The sequence below is a fragment of the Bifidobacterium sp. ESL0798 genome, assembly GCF_029395415.1.
In the GTDB taxonomy this organism is placed as follows: domain Bacteria; phylum Actinomycetota; class Actinomycetes; order Actinomycetales; family Bifidobacteriaceae; genus Bifidobacterium.
In genome coordinates this window covers 2,184,825-2,205,024 of the sequence record NZ_CP113914.1, presented here as the reverse complement: position 1 = coordinate 2,205,024, position 20,200 = coordinate 2,184,825, and the positions used below count along the sequence as shown (strand labels likewise).

Sequence of the window (20,200 nt, the reverse complement as noted above, 5' to 3'; positions counted from 1 at the left end):
GTATGCGGCGCGCCTGCGTCGTTAGCGTCGTGGGTCTGATTCTCGGTTACAGGGATTGAAGGCGGCATTGCGGAATCTGCATGATTCTTTTGCGTTGGCGAAGGCGGCTGCATCGAAGTGCGCTGTATAGAAGGGCCTTCTGCCGAAGAAGTTGAAAAGTTCGAGGTATCTGGCATTCGCAATCACCTCAATTCGAACGTCGTAGCGCCGATACGCACGGGCACTCGCGCGGGCAGGACCACGGGCGAGGTGATGCGGCGGTGGTTGACGATGGTGCCGTTCGTGCTGCCAAGGTCTTCGATGGCCCAGGAACCGGAGGCCGGGTCTGCGTAGACGCGCGCATGTTGGGAGGAAACGAATTCGTCGTCCAGGACCACGGTGTTGGAGCTGGAACGGCCGAGGGTGATGGTGCCGTTGCTCAACGGAACGGACGAACCGGCGAGCGGCCCATCGATGATGGTCAGAAGCGTTGGCCTGGCATTGACACCGGACCTGCCGGCATTGCCCATCTGTAAGCCGGGGTTCCCGCGGTGCGACGTGGCCACAGGGGCGTTGGCCGGCATGGGGTTGGACTCGGCGGCCTTGCGCGCGCGGCGGGCACTTTTGCGGTGCGACCACGATTTGTGCGGGCTCAGCGTCTCGACGTCGCGTTTCAGCGAACGGACGGCAAGCCATACGAATACCCAGAGCAGGGCGAGGAACCCATACTTGAGAATCGCAAAGGTAAGTTCTGTGATCATAGGGGATGTACCTGGGGTCTGGCCGTTATTCCTGATCCTGCTGAGAAGCCCAATAGAGGATACGGGTGTGGCCGATGGTGATGGTGTTACCGTCGAGCAGGGTCGCGGCCGGCACTTGATGCCCTTCCACGTAGGTTCCGTTGGTGGAACCCAAATCGCGGGCGATGGTGCCGTTCGGAGTGATGTCGATTTCGAGGTGGTTGCGCGAGATTCCCGGATCGTCGATGACGATGTCGCAGCCTGATCCGCGGCCGACGATGGTCTTCTCTTTGGTCAGCAGGTATTGGTTGCCGTTGATCTCGAGCATCGGGCTGTCTTGCGACTGGTTCTCGGTGGTCACCGGAACGGCGTTGCCTTGCACAGATTCGCTGGTGAGTTTGAAGTTGCCCTTGCTCAGGTCAAGGTCTTCCTCGAAGATGACCACGACGGGGCCGACGAAGGCGTAGTGCTGGCTTTTGGCGTACTGCGTAAGATTGTCTGCAAGCTCGTTGGCAAGCGTCTCGCTGCCCCACTGTTCGATGCGGTCGAAATCGGGTGTGCTCAACTTGAATCGGTATTCGTTCGGGGCAACGGTGCGATCGCGCCCGACCGGCATCGCTTCCGCGTCGATCTCGCGTTCAAGAGCGCTGGAGAGGTCAACCGGTTGAAGGTCTTTCGAGCCGAATTTCGAGAAGACACCGTTCACGGCTCCCTCAACGCTTTTCTCAAAACGATCAAAAACGCTCATCGTAGCCCCTTTCTTATCAGATACTATCTTACGCGAGGCCGCAAACGAGTGATGATTTTCCACCCAATCCGTGCAATTTCTTCATTGTGGGGTGATTGACGTGTGTGCTGTTTTATGCGGCTGCGATTGGGGTTTGCGGATTTGCTTGATGCCGAATGCGTACCCGGAATGCCTGCTGGGACCATGGGGCGGCATGGTCTATTGAACGTTGCCGCCCCATGTGTGGCTATCTGTGGTGGTCGGCCTGACGCTTCCGGTTGCGCAGATCGGTGACTGCTGCAAGAAGGGTGAGGACGGTGACAAGAGCGGCAACCAGTAGTATGACGAACCGCCACGACCTGCTTCCTGTCAAGGGCAGGTCGACGAAGCCGGGTCCCATGACCCAGAGATTCGTGATGCTACCGGTGTTGCTGATGGTGCTGTTGGCTGGCAGTCTCCATGTATCGCTGGTCGTGATAGTGGCCGTCAGATCATAGTGGCCGGCAGATGGCATATCGTCCTTGTCAATCATATGGGTGGATTTGTAATCTGTGGTGCCGTTCCAAGAACCGGCGGGAACCGTGTCATTCCAGCAAGTAGCAGGGAAGCTGCCGCCAGCAACAGCGGAGGGGCTGACGCAGTAGCGGATGGTGTCGCCGGCGGCCAATGGCTTACTGGTGGCAGTCACTGCGACTTTGTTGCCCTTGGCAGGCTCACGGATGGCAGTGATGGTGGGCTTGGCGAGCGTGTGCCATACGGCGTAGAGGGTGGTGCTCTTGTCGGCCTCGGTGGTGCCTAGCAGAGGCTTGCCAGGATTGTAGGTGTCGTCTGCCTGCGTGGCGCTGATGCTGGTGGACCAACCGGCGAACACGTCGTAGTCGCCCTTGGTGGGGATGGTGTCCCTTGGAATCTTCACGACGGTCTGGTGGGTTGAGGAGTCGGCGAACGCGCTGATGGCGGCGGGCACGTCCACGGCTGCGCCGTTGCCGTCGAACGTGGCCTTCGCGTATTCCAGATAGCCGTGCTTGACGGTGGTGCCGCCAGTCACGGGGTTTTGCGTGATCGGGTCGATAAAGCCCGGGGACGTTGCCGTCAGCGTATATTGTGCGCCGGGCGTGGCTTCCAGATATGCGACCGGGTTCCCGATCACCGTGCAGGTGTTGTCCATGCAGGTCCAACTATGGGTGGGGTTGGTACTGTCCGTGCCACTGGTCAGGGTTGTTGCCCCCGTGGCGGTTACATCGAATGTCGCGTCGCCATTGCCGGCCACGTGTGTGGCCGCGTCGCCAATGAATGGCTTGGAGGTCTTCCATTGCGCATGCACGACCATGATGCGGCATGGCGTGTATTGGCCTTGGGCGAGGTGGATCACGGTGCCTTCGGTAACAGGGTTGCCTTCATCGTCGTACCACCCTTTGAACAGGCTGGCTGCTTTGTTGTTGGTCAGTACAGTGGCCATCGGTACCGTTGCATCGCCGGGGCCGTCGGTCGTGTTGGTCAGGGCAGGTTGGAAGTCGGTGTTGCCGCCGTTGGCGTCCACCTCGATCTGCAGGCCGGAGAGGGTGGCGTCGACGTACACGCCCTGCGGGTTCGCGGCCACGCGTGTCGACAGGGCGGCTTTGGTCGGGAAGGTATCGGTCACCGAGGCGTTGACGCCGTAGCCGCTCAGCCGCTTCCATGACGGGGCACGCACCAGATTGAACGCGTCGGCGTTCTTGAGCTTGGTGTTCGGCCCCAACACGAGCACGCGCAGCGCCTCTGGCATCATGTTGGTCATGCTGTCGTAGGTGGTGACACTTCTGGTGTCCCAGCCCAACAGGTCGAGGCTGGTGAGGCCGGTGCAGCCGGCGAACATGCTGTTGGTGTTGGTCAGGCTGTGGGTGTCCCAGGTGTGCAGGTCGAGGGTGGTGAGTTTGGCCTGGTCCTGGAACATGCCGCTCATGGTGGTGGCGGAGCCGGTGTCCCAGGTGTCGAGGCCGGTGATGGCGGTGAGGTTGGTGGGGTTGTAGGTGTGGTCGGCGTGGAAGAGGTTGCTGAGGTCGGTGACGTTGGCGGTCTTCCAGCCGGTGACGTCGACGCTGGCGAGCTTGGTGTTGCTCAGGAGGCTCTTGGCGCTGGTGCCCTTGCCGGTGCCGGTGGTGGCGGCGAACTTCCAGTCCCGGGCGTTGAGGGTGGTCAGGTTGGCGAGGTTGTAGAACCAGGCGCCGATGGTGTCGACGGCGTAGGGGGAGGAGGAGGTGTCGGTCTTGGAGAGGTCCCAGCCGGTGGCGTCGAGGGTGGTCAGGTTGGTGATCTGGGCGAGGATGTTGTTGATGCCGTTGGTGATGTTGTTGTGTTCGCCGTCGGCGGCCCAGTTCTTGGCGGTGACCGTGGTGAGCTTGGCGCAGTCCTTGAACATGTTGCCCGTGGGGCCGAGGTTGTGGAAGTTCCAGCCGGACAGGTCGACGCTGGCCAGCTGGGTGCAGCCGTTGAACATGTTCTCGGTGTTGTTGAGGGTCGCGGTCCTCCAGCCGGACAGGTCCGCGCTGGTGAGGGCCGTGTCGCCCTGGAACATGTAGGACGTGTAGAGCAGGGAGTCGGTCCTCCAGTCGGCCAGGCTGGCCGACCGCAGGCCCGTGCAGCCGGAGAGCATGTTCTGGGCTTTGGTGAGCTTGCGGACGTCCCATCCGTTGAGGTCGATGCTGGTGAGCCCGGTGTCGCCCTGGAACATGTTGGCCATGTCGGTGACGTTGCCGGCGTGCCAGCCGGTGACGGTGAGGGTGGTGAGTTTGGCCTGGTCCTGGAACATGCCGCTCATGGTGGTGGCGGAGCCGGTGTCCCAGGTGTCGAGGCCGGTGATGGCGGTGAGGTTGGTGGGGTTGTAGGTGTGGTCGGCGTGGAAGAGGTTGCTGAGGTCGGTGACGTTGGCGGTCTTCCAGCCGGTGACGTCGACGCTGGCGAGCTTGGTGTTGCTCAGGAGGCTCTTGGCGCTGGTGCCCTTGCCGGTGCCGGTGGTGGCGGCGAACTTCCAGTCCCGGGCGTTGAGGGTGGTCAGGTTGGCGAGGTTGTAGAACCAGGCGCCGATGGTGTCGACGGCGTAGGGGGAGGAGGAGGTGTCGGTCTTGGAGAGGTCCCAGCCGGTGGCGTCGAGGGTGGTCAGGTTGGTGATCTGGGCGAGGATGTTGTTGATGCCGTTGGTGATGTTGTTGTGTTCGCCGTCGGCGGCCCAGTTCTTGGCGGTGACCGTGGTGAGCTTGGCGCAGTCCTTGAACATGTTGCCCGTGGGGCCGAGGTTGTGGAAGTTCCAGCCGGACAGGTCGACGCTGGCCAGCTGGGTGCAGCCGTTGAACATGTTCTCGGTGTTGTTGAGGGTCGCGGTCCTCCAGCCGGACAGGTCCGCGCTGGTGAGGGCCGTGTCGCCCTGGAACATGTAGGACGTGTAGAGCAGGGAGTCGGTCCTCCAGTCGGCCAGGCTGGCCGACCGCAGGCCCGTGCAGCCGGAGAGCATGTTCTGGGCTTTGGTGAGCTTGCGGACGTCCCATCCGTTGAGGTCGATGCTGGTGAGCCCGGTGTCGCCCTGGAACATGTTGGCCATGTCGGTGACGTTGCCGGCGTGCCAGCCGGTGACGGTGAGGGTGGTGAGTTTGGCCTGGTCCTGGAACATGCCGCTCATGGTGGTGGCGGAGCCGGTGTCCCAGGTGTCGAGGCCGGTGATGGCGGTGAGGTTGGTGGGGTTGTAGGTGTGGTCGGCGTGGAAGAGGTTGCTGAGGTCGGTGACGTTGGCGGTCTTCCAGCCGGTGACGTCGACGCTGGCGAGCTTGGTGTTGCTCAGGAGGCTCTTGGCGCTGGTGCCCTTGCCGGTGCCGGTGGTGGCGGCGAACTTCCAGTCCCGGGCGTTGAGGGTGGTCAGGTTGGCGAGGTTGTAGAACCAGGCGCCGATGGTGTCGACGGCGTAGGGGGAGGAGGAGGTGTCGGTCTTGGAGAGGTCCCAGCCGGTGGCGTCGAGGGTGGTCAGGTTGGTGATCTGGGCGAGGATGTTGTTGATGCCGTTGGTGATGTTGTTGTGTTCGCCGTCGGCGGCCCAGTTCTTGGCGGTGACCGTGGTGAGCTTGGCGCAGTCCTTGAACATGTTGCCCGTGGGGCCGAGGTTGTGGAAGTTCCAGCCGGACAGGTCGACGCTGGCCAGCTGGGTGCAGCCGTTGAACATGTTCTCGGTGTTGTTGAGGGTCGCGGTCCTCCAGCCGGACAGGTCCGCGCTGGTGAGGGCCGTGTCGCCCTGGAACATGTAGGACGTGTAGAGCAGGGAGTCGGTCCTCCAGTCGGCCAGGCTGGCCGACCGCAGGCCCGTGCAGCCGGAGAGCATGTTCTGGGCTTTGGTGAGCTTGCGGACGTCCCATCCGTTGAGGTCGATGCTGGTGAGCCCGGTGTCGCCCTGGAACATGTTGGCCATGTCGGTGACGTTGCCGGCGTGCCAGCCGGTGACGGTGAGGGTGGTGAGTTTGGCCTGGTCCTGGAACATGCCGCTCATGGTGGTGGCGGAGCCGGTGTCCCAGGTGTCGAGGCCGGTGATGGCGGTGAGGTTGGTGGGGTTGTAGGTGTGGTCGGCGTGGAAGAGGTTGCTGAGGTCGGTGACGTTGGCGGTCTTCCAGCCGGTGACGTCGACGCTGGCGAGCTTGGTGTTGCTCAGGAGGCTCTTGGCGCTGGTGCCCTTGCCGGTGCCGGTGGTGGCGGCGAACTTCCAGTCCCGGGCGTTGAGGGTGGTCAGGTTGGCGAGGTTGTAGAACCAGGCGCCGATGGTGTCGACGGCGTAGGGGGAGGAGGAGGTGTCGGTCTTGGAGAGGTCCCAGCCGGTGGCGTCGAGGGTGGTCAGGTTGGTGATCTGGGCGAGGATGTTGTTGATGCCGTTGGTGATGTTGTTGTGTTCGCCGTCGGCGGCCCAGTTCTTGGCGGTGACCGTGGTGAGCTTGGCGCAGTCCTTGAACATGTTGCCCGTGGGGCCGAGGTTGTGGAAGTTCCAGCCGGACAGGTCGACGCTGGCCAGCTGGGTGCAGCCGTTGAACATGTTCTCGGTGTTGTTGAGGGTCGCGGTCCTCCAGCCGGACAGGTCCGCGCTGGTGAGGGCCGTGTCGCCCTGGAACATGTAGGACGTGTAGAGCAGGGAGTCGGTCCTCCAGCCGGCGATATCGAGGCTAGTGAGCTTGGTGTCGTTTTGGAACATGCTCTGACCGCTGGAACTGTTAAGGGTGACGTTTACGCCGGATGTGGTGTCGATGCTCTGCAATGCGGGCCACGATTGGAATGCGCCGCTCACGTTGATAGCGAGATCGCCGTTGAAGATTATCTTGGTGGCGTTGTGGGCTACCGTACTTGCCCCGCTGCTGTTGCCGAAGGTGGCCTGGCTGTTGGTGCTGCCGGTGTCGCCGGCTCCGATGGTGAGGGTGCAGTCGCCGCTGAGGCTCCAGGAGGCCGTGCCCCATTTGTTGCTCGGTGTGCTGTCTTGGGGCGTGCATACTGCCTGCGTGCCTACCGATGGCTGGTCTCTCAGAAGGGATTCAGGATTTGCCGGCATGGGTGTGGAACCTGCCTGATGATCTTGGTTCGTCGGCTGCGACGGGGTGGGCGTGAATTGCGCTTGATGGGTGACGCCGAACTGAGGGCTGGCGCTGCCGGTTTTGGCGTAGGCGTGGCGTGCGCAGTGCTATGGTTTTTGGTGCTTTGGAATGCGCGATGGACAACGGCATCTTTGGGAAGCAGGGAGGTGAGTTTACGGAATATGGTGGATTGGGCTGTACCGTTTGGCGTAGCCGAATCTTGCATATGGTGAATCTGCGTGGGAAGTGGGATAGTCGTCAGAGCCGTGCACAGTAACAATACGACCAGATTGTGAATAACACCCATAAGAACCAACCTCTTCAACCTTGACAAGATCGCATTATGCATTACATCGAGCGACCGCGATAACATCCCGAATCTTCTATATATATATATTACATATATCCCAAACTTATTACATAGGTTTTAGCTATTTATATAAATAATTATATTATTTTTCATATCTCGCTGAGTAAATGAGGCACAAAAGGAAGTTGACTCAATGAGTCCGCTTTCCTCCTTTGGAAACAGGAGTTTCATCGAATGGTTCTTCTCGGTATCCCCTGGGATTTTGCCTGTCTCTTTGCGGAACGGCGGGAGAGATGCAAGGGATTGCCGTAACCTAAAAGCAGGTCTATCTCTTTAATAGAGAAGTCAGTGTATTCGAACAACGCCTTGGCCACCTTGGTGCGCGACGAAGTAATGTATCACAAAAGATGAAACCCCAACATATCCCTTGAAGCCCTGGTGGACCGCATATTTCCGGCCATCCCTTTTGAAGTGCGGGTAGTCGTCATCAACAATAGCAATTGGTAGTCCTTTCGTCCTCGTCGGCCTTGGAAGTAATATGCGGTGTCCTCGTATGGCGCAAGAGTCATGTGCCAACCGACCGGATAGATGTATGCTCTGTCAGTCGGAGCCGGCTTCCTGCCGGTCTGCGTGCTGTCGGACATGAATCCCTGAATGGACAGTGCGGCATCGGGCTTATACCAGCTTGAAGTGTCCCCGCCTTTGAAGGCGTAGACGATATGCGCCGGCCAACGTTCCACCTCGGGAGTGGTCTGGTAGCTGTTCTTGCAAGCCGACCCCTTAGTACCGTTTTGGCAGAGGTAGTCATTGTTGGAACCTCGGAATTCCAGAAACGGCGAACCGGGCTTGACGTTGCGGGCGTCGGTCACATATTCGGAGGCGGGCGAAAGAGTGAGCTGGGTCGAGTCAATGCCTGCATTTGTTGCAAAACTTCATCGTTTTCCCTTTTCTCGGCTTCTCTTGCCACAACTCTTTATTTATATGGTACGACATTCTGCGCCGAACTGTCGCATGATTATTGAACGCTCATATGAACCCATGGTTGCCAAAAGATACTGTACGGATTCCAAGCGGTTACTTTTGGCAACCATGAGTTGGTGTGAGGCTCGTTCTTTATACTTGGAATATGACTTTAGACAAAAGTAAAAATAACGACGATTTGGGTTCGCAAGTCAAGGCGATTGCGCAGTTTCCGGGACGCAGGGCGCGTTCACTGCGGTTCACGGGCGGGGCGCCTCGGTCCGCGTCGGTGATTGGAGACGGGTCGCGGGCGCTGTTTCTGCGTTCGGATGGGCCGGAGGATCTGGTTACCTCGCTCTGGATGAGCGTGATTGGCGGCGGCGATGGGTCGCATCGTGAGGTGCTGCTGGCCGACCCGCGTGAACTGCTCGCCGATGCCGACAACGAGGACGTGCCGGCCGAGGAGAAGGCGCGGCGCGAGCGTGCCCGTGAAGGCGGACAGGGCATCGTTTCGTATTCCGCGGATTCGATGGGGCGTCGCGTGGCCTTCACCATTAACGGCCAGCTGTTCGTCAGCGAGATTGACGAGGATGGCGACGGCGCTCGTACACGGCAGATCGCGATTGGCGGCCAAGGGGATGATGGCGGCAAGTGGTTGCCGGTGCTGAATCCTAGGATTTCGCCGGATGGACGGCATATCGCCTATACGACCGGCGCGCGTTTGGTGATGGTGGATATCGCCGATTGGGGTGATAGCGGATTCGATGATGCAGCTCGTCGGTCTCATGATCACGCGCATCCACACACTTGCGCAGCTGAGGCGCAAGAGGCTTATGAGGCAGGAAACGTCAGCGATGCCAACACTTCCGGCGACCGGTTCAGCACCGTGTGGAGCGTTGGCAACGATCCGAACGGGACGCTCAAAATCGGGTTGGCCGAGTTTGTGGCCGGTGAGGAAATGGACCGTTACGACGGCTTCTGGTGGGCCCCGGACTCGCGTGGACTGCTTTTCGAAATGTATGATAGCTCGCCCGAACCGATGTGGTATATCAGCGATCCGGCCCATCCTGACAAGCCTGCGGCTGGGCGGCGTTACGCGAGGGCGTTGACCAAGAACGCCATCACGCGGCTGATGCTGGCTCATCTTGAGTTCGATGACGGGCGCGACGAACACTATGCAGGTTGCGATGTGCAGAACGTTTCGTGGGATCGCGAGGCTTACGAATATGTGGCGGCCGTAAGCTGGAAGGCTGGCCACGAGCCGCTGGTGCTGGTGCAGAACCGTCGGCAGACGCGCGACCAGGTGCTGGAGGTGCAACCCGACGGACGTACCCGCGTTCTGGAGGAGCACGCCAACGACCAGTGGATCGACCTCGTACTTGGTACTCCGGCCTTCACGCCGGATGGACGGTTGGTCTGCGCCTTGAACGATATGGATACCGACACCAACCGGCTGACTGTCGACGGCAAGGCGTTCACGCCGGTCGACTGGCAGGTGCGCGAAGTGCTGGATGTCGGCGACGAGAACGTGCTTGCGGTGGTGCAGCGTACGCCTGATGAAAATGATGTGTTGAAGCCGAAAGTCCCTGCCGCTTGGCAGGGCGACGAAGCGCTCCACGACGCTCGTAGCTACGATGTGGTTACCATCGGTTTTGGCGGGAATATCACGCCGATCACCGCGCATCCAGGCGTGTGGACGGCCAGCCGCGCAGGTAACGGCATCGCGGTGTTCGGCCATGATATGGCGCATTCCAGCGCGATAATGGTGTGTGCGCTTGCTGGCAAATCAGATCATAAACGTAGCGACAACGTACTGACAAACGACTCCGGCTACGTGACGGAAGCCCCAGTCGCCAGCCATGCCGAAACCCCTGGTTTCACGCCGAATACCGTGTTCGTACGCATCGGCGAGCACCGCATGTTCACCGCTATCACCCGCCCGAGCGCTTCCAGCAAATTTGCCGGCGCAGCCAAGCTGCCGGTGCTGATGAAGCCATACGGCGGCCCCGGATTCCAGCAGGTCACCTTCTCGCAGGCCAACTATTGGGAGGCCCAGTGGTGGGCCGATCAGGGCTTCATCGTGGTCACCGCCGACAACCGCGGCACCACCGGGCGCGGCCCGAAGTGGGACCGCGAGATGTTCGAGGACATGAAATTCGTCTCGCTCGACGATCAGGTGGAGGTCGTGCACGCGCTGCCGCAGGTCGCGCCCGAAGCCGATCTCGACCGCGTGACGATGATCGGGTGGTCGTTCGGCGGCTTCCTTTCGGCACTCGTCGCCATCGATGCCCCCGACGTCTTCCGCGCGGCCTGCGCCGGTGCGCCGCCAACGGAATGGACGCTGTACGATACGCATTACACCGAACGTTATCTTGGCCTCGACCCGGCGGTCTACGAGCGCAACTCCATCGTCGCCGACGCGCCCAAGCTGCGCCGCCCGCTGATGCTCATCCACGGTTTCGCCGACGACAACGTCAGCATCGCCAACTCGCTGCGGCTTTCCAAGGCGCTGATGGAGGCCGGCCGTCCCCACACCTACCTGCCGCTCACGGGCATCACCCACATGACCAATGACCCGAAGGTCGCCGAAAACCTCCTGACCCTCCAGCGCGACTTCCTCTACGATGCGCTGGGAATCGAGGGCTGAACGAGGTTGCTGCATAGCGAGGTCGTTTTCCCGCTTTCGTTTCGCTTTTAAATTGCGAACATATGTGTATGGAACCGGTGCGAAATGTGCCAGCGGTTGCGGATAGACTAGCGGTATGCATATGCCGTTGATTGACGAGAACCATTACGCCGACGTGATGCGCGAGACCGTGTTGCCGGCGCTCGCTCATTGCCGCGAGGAAGGATGGATGTCGCCTGCCGGGGTATCTGACACCGATTCGGCTAACCTCACGGTGCAAAGTAGCGCGTATCAAAGCGTTTCGGGTGATATCGGTAATCCCGATACTGTCGATGGCGGGAATGGTACGGATGCCGATTCCCGAGCCGCGGGTTCGGCTGCCTCCGATATCGCAGGCGACGCCAGCGGCACCACCCACATCGGTATGGGGGATGCGGGTATCGGAATCAGCGGCGGCGGCATCGACACCGGTCCGGACGAAGCGGACGAGCAACGAATGATGCACAGCAAGCTCTTTGGTATCTCGTCGTTGCCCGCACCGCCGACGCCCGGGGCATTGCATTATGTTTGCTTCGACGCGCACAAGTTCGACGCCCTCAATATCGACGGTGCCAGCGCCAAATTCCGCGGTTCGATCGTCTTCTCGTTCGGCTTTACGGAATTCGCCGCCAAGCACACCGAAATGACCTGGTATTTCCTGCTCGCGGGTTATTCCGTCTGCATTTTGGAACATCGCGGCCACGGCTATTCCGTGCGCGACGTCAGCAATCCCTCGCTGGTCTGGATCGACGATTGGCGGCGATATGTCGCTGATCTCGCCAAATTCGCGCAGACCGTCGGACGGCAGTACGCAGGCGATCAGCCGATGCACTTGTATTCGCACTCGATGGGCGGCGGCATCGCGGCGGCGACGCTCGAAAGCTTCCCGATGCTCTTCGACCGCGCTGTGCTTTCCTCGCCGATGATCGATCCGGTCACCGGAATGTCCAATGCCATCGCCGGGCCCGCCACTGCGCTCGCCAGTGCAGTCGGACTTTCGCGCCGCCGTGCACCCGGGCAAACCGAGTTCTCGCCGACCATGAAACTCAAGGGATACGAGGGTGCCGAGCAAGCGCGCGTGCAATGGTATTTCAGCTGGCGTGTGAAAGACAAGCACTACCAGACCAACGCCGCCACGTTCGGCTGGGTCAATCAGGCGCTTAAGATGTCGCGCGCGATTCTGCGGCGCGAGGCCTGTTCGCGTATCGAGACGCCGATTCTGCTCTTCCAGGCCGGCCGCGATACGTGGGTGCACAATGGAGCGCAAAACCGTTTCGTCGAGCGCGTCCGCGTCGAAAGCGGGGACGTGGTTTTGGAACGAGTCGAGCCGGCGGTCCACGAGATTTTCAGCATGCCCAACGCGATCCTCGGCCCCTACGTCGACCGCATCATCGACTTCTACGGCGAATCCGTGGATGACATGGTCGCCGAAGAGGAATAGCGGGGTTTCGTTTGATCCGTTGCGAAACGTAATAAAAGGAATACCGCGAACATTGCAACTCTGAGCCGACGCGAGTTTTGACTTGTTGCCGGCCTGCCCGAAATATGGTCGTAGCATTTCTAGGAATCATCGGTTGTACAGTGGAGTGATACGGAAGCAATGACGTATAAAATGCAGCGATAGTGTGCAAAGCTGCTACGTATCGCGATAAATAAAGGAGCAAGAATGAAGTACGATTTCACGTCGATTATGGACCGGCACGGCAAGGATGCCATCGCCGTTGACGGGCTGGGTGCGGAGCCTGGCTTTACTCCGGAACCGCCGAAGGATGGTTACGACGTCATTCCGATGTGGATCGCCGACATGAATTTTCCCACGGCTCCGACAATCACCGGATGCCATCATCGAGCGTGCGAAGCACCCGGCGTTCGGCTATTTCAATCCGAGCGATGAGTATTACAATTCCATCATCGACTGGCAAAAGACGCGCAACGGCGTGACCGACCTCAAGCCGGAGGATATCGGCTACGAAAACGGCGTGCTCGGCGGGCTGGTCTCCACGCTGCATTCCTTTGCGACCCCCGGCGACTCGGTGCTCGTGCATCAGCCGACCTACGTGGGCTTCACCAATGCCATCGAATCCAACGGCTACCACATCGTCCACTCGGCGCTCAAGCGTGACGACAAGGGCGTTTGGCGCATGGACTTCGACGATATGGATAAGAAAATCAAGGAAAACGACATCCACGTCGCCGTCTTCTGCAGCCCGCACAACCCATGCGGCCGCGTCTGGGAGCGCTGGGAGATCGAGAAGGCAATGGAGGTCTACCGCGCCAATGACTGCGTGGTCATCTCCGACGAAATCTGGTCCGACATCATTCTCGAGGGCCACAAGCACGTCCCGACCCAGTCGGTCAGCGACGATGCCCGCAACCGCACCGTCGCGCTTTACGCGCCGAGCAAGACCTTCAACCTCGCCGGCCTTATCGGTTCGTATCACATCATCTACAACAAGTACCTGCGTGACCGCGTGACGGCCTACAGCTCGAAGGCGGTCTACAACGAGATGAACGTGCTGTCGATGCATGCGCTGATCGGTGCCTACAAGCCTGAAGGCCACGAGTGGCTGGACGAGCTGCGGCAGGTGCTCACCGGCAACGTCGACTATGTCTGTGATTACTTTGCCCAGCATTTCCCGGGTGTCACCTTCGCGCACCCCGAGGGCACCTATATGCTCTTCCTCGATTGCACCGGCTGGTGCGAGGCGCACAACGTCACGCTTGACGAGGTGCTCAAGCGCGCGTGGAATGTCGGCGTCGCCGTACAGGACGGTCGCCAGTTCAAGGCTCCGTGCGCCATCCGTATGAACGTCGCCCTGCCGCTTTCCCGCGTGCAGGAAGCGATGGATCGCCTGTCGAAGTACGTTTTCGTCGACTGAGGTTCTGCGCGAGGCTACTGATTATTTGTTCGTTTGGATATCAGAAACCGCTACCAAGTATGTGCTTGGTAGCGGTTTTTATGTTGAAACGTACGAGTTGTTATCTCGGTTTCTTCGGTTTGCTTGGCTGTAAAAGTTTCGAAATCAAGCAAACCGAAAAAGGCAGTAGTTTCTTGATTTACTTGCCAGCGGCAGCAGCCTTTTCGGCGGCTTCCTTTTTGTGGATCTGGAAGGCGAGCTCGGCGACGTGTACGCCGTTGGTCACGAACTCGTGTACACGGCACGGGCAGTCGTTTTCGCGGCCGACCCGGGCGATGTAGCCGTTGATGTAGTCCACCTCGGTCTTGCGGCCGTTGTGCATGTCCTGGTACATCGACGGATAGTGCAGCGGCATGACGACCTTGCTGGAATTCTCCACCTCATGAATGGCCTCGGCACGGGTCTGGATGGGCTGGATTCCGCCGCGTTCCAGCGCGTCGTAAGCCTCGTTGACCAGTTGTGTGGTCATGTCCATCGCGCCTGGATAGGAAATGAACTGACCCATACGGATCTGATACATGGTGCACAGCGAGTTGACCACGGAATTGAAGATGATCTTCGCCAGGCAGGTGCCTTGCAGGTCATGCGAAATTATCGGATTGAAATGAGCCTTTCGAAGTCATCGACCAGCTCTTGCTCCACGGGTGTCACCTCGCCGCTCATCGAGCAGATATGCATGCTTCCGCCGCCAAGCTTGCCTTGGAAATCGACTTCGCCGGGTCCGAGGAAGGAGCTTCCGACCATCGCGGTGCCGCCGTAGATGCGTTCTTTGGGGAAGTAGTTGAGGATTTTGTCGAAGTGGCCCCAGCCGTTCATCGCCGAGAAGACGACCTGATGGTCCTTGAAGATACCCGCATCGGCGCAACGCTTGAGCGCGTCGGCAAGCTGCATCTGCTTGAGCATGATGATCCACACGTCGGGGTCGCCGCCCTTGGCCGCATACTCTTCAGGCGTATAGACGTTGACTTTTTCCAGATGACGGTTTTCGTAATCGCGGGAAACGTAGACGCCGCCCTGCTCTTTGATTGCTTTCAGGTTCGGCTCCCAGATATCGATGTAATCGACGTCGCGGCCCACCAGATTGTGGAACAGCACTCCAAATCTGAAGCCCATAGATCCTGCACCAATAATCCCGTATTTCATAATCGTTCTTTCCGTCTTGGAATTCAGTTGTCTCTACGCCTTTTGGGTACAAGGATGCGTCGCTAAATCTTGTGGATATACAAGCGATTTTCCTTAGATACTTAGCTCTAAACCAGAAAGCTTGGAATCGAGTACTTAATGGTCAAATAGCGGACAAGATTCTAACGTTTTTTGAGATAAGTTAGAGCGGTTGGAGCGGATGAAGATTTGGCGACGTGAAAGCCGCGTGCAAAAGCGATGTTTAATGATTTTGGCTGGCCTTTTCAACGTGACGAAGCGCCAGCCAAAATCATTGAAAACTAACCGCTGATTAGCGGAACCGATTATTTGGCTGCGGCGGCTTCAGCTTTTTCCTCGGCTTCCTTTTTGTGGATCTGGAAGGCGAGCTCGGCGACGTGGAGGCAATGGCGCAGGAACTCCTGCGTGCGGCACGGGCTGTCGACCCGGCGCCCGACTTCGGCGATGTAGCCGTTGATGTAGTCCACCTCGGTCTTGCGGCCGTTGTGCATGTCCTGGTACATCGACGGATAGTGCAGCGGGTTGGCGACGCGGCTGACGTAATCGACCTCCTTGACGGCGGCCTCTCGGTCCTGAATCGGCTTGAAACCGTCGCGTTCGAGCGCGTCGTACGCCTCGTTGATCAGCTGGCGAGCCATGTCCATCGCGCCGGGGTAGGAGATGAACTGCCCCATCGTGATCTGGTACATCGTGCACAGCGAGTTGATCACGGAATTGAAGATGACCTTCGCCAGGCAGGTGCCGCGGAAGTTCTGCGTGACCTGCGGGTTGAAGCCGGTCTTGTCGAGGTCGGCGACCATCTCCTTCTCGATGTCGGTGATCTCCTCGGTCATCGCGCAGATATGCATGGTGCCAGCGCCGGGCTTGCCGATGAAATCGACGTCGCCGGGGCCGTTGAAGACGGACGCGACCATCGCGGTGCCGCCGTAGATGCGTTCTTTGGGGAAGTAGTTGAGGATTTTGTCGAAGTGGCCCCAGCCGTTCATCGCCGAGAAGACGACCTGATGGTCCTTGAAGATACCCGCATCGGCGCAACGCTTGAGCGCGTCGGCAAGCTGCATCTGCTTGAGCATGATGATCCACACGTCGGGGTCGCCGCCTTTCGCCGCGTACTCTTCCGGCGAATAGATATCGGCTTTGACGAGATGACGGCCTTCGTGGTCGCGGGAAACGTAGACGCCGCCCTGCTCCTTGACCTTCTTGAGATTCGGCTCCCAAATCTCAATGTAATCCACCGGCTGGTGTGCCAATTCCTGCAGCAGCACGCCATATCTGAATCCCATGGCTCCTGCGCCGATGATGCCGTATCTCATGATGTTTCCCTTCTAGTTTGTCCCTTGTGGGTTTCGCGGCGAGTGCCGCAACAATCTTGTGGACAACATCATGCGGCATTGCCGGTTATTCGCAGTATGCGTGATGGCAGTAGGGTTTCTCAGCTTCATTCCGCATCGTGGACGGTTTTCGCGGCGGTTTTGAGACTAATTGATGAATAAATAGATAAAGTAATAACGTCTAGTTATCAGGGGCTCGATATCGCAATTATGGATATGCCGATATAGTGAGATTTAAGTTTATTGGTATGTCATGAACGGTTATCAGGGAGAATGGCATGAAGATTACGGTGTATTGCGGCGCGTCGAGCGGCAACGATCCGAAGTATGCGGCGGCGGCGAAGCGGCTTGGCGAGTGGATTGCGGGGCTTGACGAGAGCGAGCTGGTCTATGGCGGCGGCGGTGTCGGGCTGATGGGCACGGTCGCGCAGACGGTGCTCGGCGGCGGCGGCAAGGTGCACGGCATCATGCCGCAGATGCTCATCGACCGCAACGCCGGCGCGACGGGCCTGACGACAATGGAGGTCGTCGACGATATGGACGTGCGCAAGCGCCGCATGATGGAGCTGGGCGATATCTTGATCGCTTTTCCTGGCGGCCCCGGCACGCTCGAGGAGATCGCGGAAGCATTTTCGTCATCGCGCATCGGCCTGAACGACAAGCCTTGCGTGCTGTTTGATCTTGACGATTATTGGCGTCCGTTGGCGCAAATGTATGACACTATGGTATCAGCGGGTTTCCTGACCGCTGTTGACCGTACGAAACTGCTGGTCACCGATTCGGTCGACGAAATCACCCGTTTCGCCGCCACCTACCAGCCCCCGCAAATCCGCACCTTCCCCGAGCGCAAGTAAATGCTCCGGCTTCCAGTGCCTGTTGCTGGGCGGTAGGGGTTTGAGTCGCAATGGTGTCATGGAGGTCTTGGCGGCTGCGGCCATTCCGGATAGAAGCTTTATTGCAGAGTGGGTTTCTTGACGAGCCCCATTGCCCTAACGGGCGGCAATATTCATTATCGTGTTGCTATTGTTCGATTGCAATATATTGTGATAAAATCTGTTCTTATGGGCGAGATTCGGAGTATTGGGGACGTGGCACAGGGGCATGCCGACACATTGCGGCGCGCCGCTGATGGTGATGAGGTCGGCTACGGCTTCACTGCCGGCGCCACGAACATCCGTGCCATGGCCCTGGCGGCGGACGCGTGCGCGGGCGTTGCCAGCATTGGCAGTATCCTGGCGAGTGCGGCGGGATCGCTGGCATCGGGGGCCATCGACGCGGACGAGGGGCTAGGCCAGGCCGATCAGGCGTCGGCTGCGGCGGTCGAGGGTATTCAATGAACGAGGAAGAGCCCGCCGACGAGGTGGACCGACAGCTGGAAGCGGACGGCAAGAGGCTGGATGATCTGCGCCGCGAACGTCAGGCCTGTGATAAAGCCTGGGATGAGATGCAGTCGGCCTGTAATCGCCACCACGATATATGGATGGGCCTGTCCGAGGGGCTGCGCGGCAGCCAGGCGTACGCCCGGTTCGGCGCGATCGAGGACGAGTTCCGCGCCTCCGCAGGCGGTCTCATGAACCGTATCGAGCAGGAGGCCGACGACCGCGACGCGGAAAGCCGCCGTATCCGCACATGTGACGAGGACCTGCAGGGGCAACGACGGGTGCTCGCCGCACGTCGCGGCGGCACGACGGACACGCGAGGGGAGCGACCATGGGGCTGATTGTCGACAAGGGGGCGCTGCACCGGGCTATAGATGAGTCCTGCAAGACCATCAACGCCCAGAACCAACAGCTTCGTCAGATCTTGAGTGCCTGTGACGGCCTCAACGGGGAGAACCGGCTCACCGGCCAGGCATGGCAGGCCGCCAAACAACAGGCCGATACCCTCAGCTGGCAAATCAACCAAGCTCTCGCCTACAACCAGGCCGTTCTCGACGACCACCGCACGCTTGCCACCCTCCTCGACCAGTACATCGACGACGACTTCATCGCCGAGGACGCCGTCACTCAGGCTTTGGATAAGCTCCGCCAAGTCGACCGGGCCATCGAGGCCGTCCGTGATCTGCTCCCGCCCGTCACGCGCAACTTGGTCGTCCCCGCAATCAACGACCTGCTTGCCCAGGACCGAAGAACCGGCCAATGGCTCCAAGACAAGATTGACCGCCTCCACCAATTCGACCAGGCCACCGGGGACTTTACCAAAGCGATGAAGTCGGCGCAGGACTTCACCGCCATCAATTCTTGGGGTTCTTGTTCCAAGACGAAGGTGGATTGGAAGACGACAGCGACAAGAACTATAAACTGAAACCTGATTTGTTGAATAAAGAACCAAAGGCCGGTGACTTCAAGCAGGGGAAGTACATGGGAGACTGTTGGCTGATCGCCACCCTCCAGGCTCTCGCGGACTCCGGCTACGACCTGAGGAACGGCATTACTAAGAAAACGGACAAGGACGGCAAGACCTACTACATCGTCACCCTCTACGACGACGGTAAGCGCGTGAAGGTCGACGTCCACTACACCTACAAAATCGGATCCCAGGGCATAGCCGCGCTGTATGAGGCGGCCATCAGGAAACAGTTCGGCCGGGGTTCAATCAACGGCGGCGAGCCGGACTGGGCGTGGGAGGCCATCACAGGCAGGAAACCCCTTAAGACGGACGGCAACCCGGGTGACGAGGCCCTCAACTCCAAGGGGTCCGTCGACGGCACCATCTCCGTAGCCGCCACCAAGCCGTTCTTCCCGCATCTGCCTACGGACAACGATTACACCGAGGACGGAGCGATGTTGGTATCCGCCAACGACGGAACGAAACTACCGGGCAACGGCTACAGAATCGCCATCGCAAAAAGCATGCCTATGAGGTCGTCGAAACCAAAGGCGACATGGTCTGCTTGCGCAACCCGTGGGGCAAAAACTATTGGTACGATCAGGATGGGAATTCCACCGAGGATGCCGGCGAGCTGTTCTGGATCAGCAAGGACGACTTCAACAGGGCATTCAGAGAAGAATCACAGCAATGAGCAGAACCGAACGTGCAAGCAGCGGAACCCGGAAACTGCGGCGCAGGCCAGTGTTCGTGGTTGTCCTGCTGGCCCTGGCCGTCGTGGCTGGGCTGTTGTACGTGGGATCGGAGGGACACATCATGGCACTGCTACCGCACCCGATCATCAGGGAGAAGGCCGACATACCAAAGGAACGACTCGAACGGGGCACGGTCCAGACCGTGCAACCAGGCGGAAGAGGAGGGGTCGGCGGCCTGGACTTAAGCATCCACGTTTTGCAGCACGATCTCGACGGCTGGCATATCCCGTTGACGGTCTTTGCCAGACCGTTCACCCCGGGCAGGGACATGGACCTGAAGGTAGGGCAGACGAGAAGTGACGCCCGGCTCGGCGTGGCGATAACACTCGTGGCGCTGAAGGGCTTCGAGGAAACCCAGGCGGCCGATCTGCTCTTCGAGCCCTATCAGGACGGTCCGTCCATCCGGCAGCAGGCCGACGTGCCGGCTGAACGGCTCCGTGAGGGCGAGCCGCACGAGCTGCGCAAGGGCGAGAGTATGAAGGTAGGCGATGACTATGACACGGTCTCGCTGGGGTACTGCATCACGAAGGAGGAGGACGGCACCTATCTGGTGCCAATACAGCTGAACGGCGGAATGAACGAGTCCAAGGACATGTCGATGGCCGTGGGCCAGAGCAGGACGGTCAGGCTCTACAGCTTCAGCTACACGGTGACGCTGCTGGCCCTGAACGATATCGACGGCCGGCAGGGCGCCACACTGATCGCCACCTCCGCGCCCATACACTGAAGAGCACGGCGGCGGGCGCATTGCGCCGG

At 59.7% G+C, this 20,200-nt stretch carries 13 protein-coding genes and 2 pseudogenes; 9 read left to right on the top strand and 6 right to left on the bottom strand.

Going from position 1 to position 20,200, the window contains the following annotated elements:
- Positions 1–182: 182 nt before the first annotated feature.
- From OZX74_RS08965 to OZX74_RS08950, 4 genes are all read right to left on the bottom strand, one after another.
- On the bottom strand, positions 183–740 hold the full coding sequence (locus tag OZX74_RS08965) for an FHA domain-containing protein (protein ID WP_277156562.1): 558 nt from the start codon (positions 738–740) through the stop codon (positions 183–185).
- 25 nt (positions 741–765) lie between these two features.
- Positions 766–1,467, bottom strand: coding sequence for a DUF3662 and FHA domain-containing protein (locus tag OZX74_RS08960; protein ID WP_277145993.1), 702 nt, complete (start codon positions 1,465–1,467; stop codon positions 766–768).
- A gap of 226 nt (positions 1,468–1,693) precedes the next feature.
- A complete protein-coding gene (locus tag OZX74_RS08955) occupies positions 1,694–6,994 on the bottom strand; it encodes a BspA family leucine-rich repeat surface protein (protein WP_277156561.1) in 5,301 nt (1,766 codons plus the stop codon).
- Between the two features lie 730 nt (positions 6,995–7,724).
- Positions 7,725–8,195, bottom strand: a complete 471-nt coding sequence (locus OZX74_RS08950) for a hypothetical protein (protein WP_277156560.1) — start codon at positions 8,193–8,195, stop codon at positions 7,725–7,727.
- Positions 8,196–8,452: 257 nt separating this feature from the next.
- Here OZX74_RS08950 and OZX74_RS08945 point away from each other — a divergent pair, with 257 nt between their 5' ends.
- The 3 genes and pseudogenes from OZX74_RS08945 to OZX74_RS08935 all read left to right on the top strand — a co-directional run bounded on the left by OZX74_RS08945 (position 8,453) and on the right by OZX74_RS08935 (position 13,830).
- On the top strand, positions 8,453–10,933 hold the full coding sequence (locus tag OZX74_RS08945; RefSeq protein WP_277156559.1) for an alpha/beta fold hydrolase: 2,481 nt from the start codon (positions 8,453–8,455) through the stop codon (positions 10,931–10,933).
- A gap of 115 nt (positions 10,934–11,048) precedes the next feature.
- Entirely contained in the window at positions 11,049–12,392 is a 1,344-nt protein-coding gene (locus tag OZX74_RS08940) for an alpha/beta hydrolase (RefSeq protein ID WP_277156558.1), read from the top strand.
- 225 nt (positions 12,393–12,617) lie between these two features.
- Positions 12,618–13,830 (top strand): annotated as a pseudogene (locus OZX74_RS08935) (aminotransferase class I/II-fold pyridoxal phosphate-dependent enzyme).
- Positions 13,831–14,008: 178 nt separating this feature from the next.
- Here the strand turns inward: OZX74_RS08935 and OZX74_RS08930 are convergent.
- Together OZX74_RS08930 and OZX74_RS08925 are read right to left on the bottom strand one after the other, a co-directional pair.
- Positions 14,009–15,012: pseudogene (locus tag OZX74_RS08930) on the bottom strand (2-dehydropantoate 2-reductase).
- Positions 15,013–15,335: 323 nt separating this feature from the next.
- Positions 15,336–16,343 carry a ketopantoate reductase family protein gene (locus OZX74_RS08925; protein ID WP_277156557.1) on the bottom strand — a complete coding sequence of 336 codons (1,008 nt, stop codon included), beginning with the start codon at positions 16,341–16,343 and terminating at the stop codon, positions 15,336–15,338.
- A gap of 296 nt (positions 16,344–16,639) precedes the next feature.
- Here OZX74_RS08925 and OZX74_RS08920 point away from each other — a divergent pair, with 296 nt between their 5' ends.
- The 6 genes from OZX74_RS08920 to OZX74_RS08895 all read left to right on the top strand — a co-directional run bounded on the left by OZX74_RS08920 (position 16,640) and on the right by OZX74_RS08895 (position 20,171).
- Complete coding sequence (locus OZX74_RS08920; RefSeq protein WP_277156556.1) at positions 16,640–17,215, top strand: TIGR00730 family Rossman fold protein; 576 nt, start codon at positions 16,640–16,642, stop codon at positions 17,213–17,215.
- A gap of 189 nt (positions 17,216–17,404) precedes the next feature.
- Complete coding sequence (locus OZX74_RS08915; RefSeq protein ID WP_277156555.1) at positions 17,405–17,698, top strand: hypothetical protein; 294 nt, start codon at positions 17,405–17,407, stop codon at positions 17,696–17,698.
- On the top strand, positions 17,695–18,081 hold the full coding sequence (locus tag OZX74_RS08910; protein WP_277156554.1) for a hypothetical protein: 387 nt from the start codon (positions 17,695–17,697) through the stop codon (positions 18,079–18,081). The genes OZX74_RS08915 and OZX74_RS08910 overlap by 4 nt, the downstream gene beginning before the upstream one ends.
- Positions 18,072–18,665 carry a T7SS effector LXG polymorphic toxin gene (locus OZX74_RS08905; RefSeq protein ID WP_277156553.1) on the top strand — a complete coding sequence of 198 codons (594 nt, stop codon included), beginning with the start codon at positions 18,072–18,074 and terminating at the stop codon, positions 18,663–18,665. The genes OZX74_RS08910 and OZX74_RS08905 overlap by 10 nt, the downstream gene beginning before the upstream one ends.
- A gap of 580 nt (positions 18,666–19,245) precedes the next feature.
- Complete coding sequence (locus tag OZX74_RS08900; protein WP_277156552.1) at positions 19,246–19,383, top strand: hypothetical protein; 138 nt, start codon at positions 19,246–19,248, stop codon at positions 19,381–19,383.
- A complete protein-coding gene (locus tag OZX74_RS08895; protein ID WP_277156551.1) occupies positions 19,380–20,171 on the top strand; it encodes a hypothetical protein in 792 nt (263 codons plus the stop codon). The genes OZX74_RS08900 and OZX74_RS08895 overlap by 4 nt, the downstream gene beginning before the upstream one ends.
- Positions 20,172–20,200: the final 29 nt, after the last annotated feature.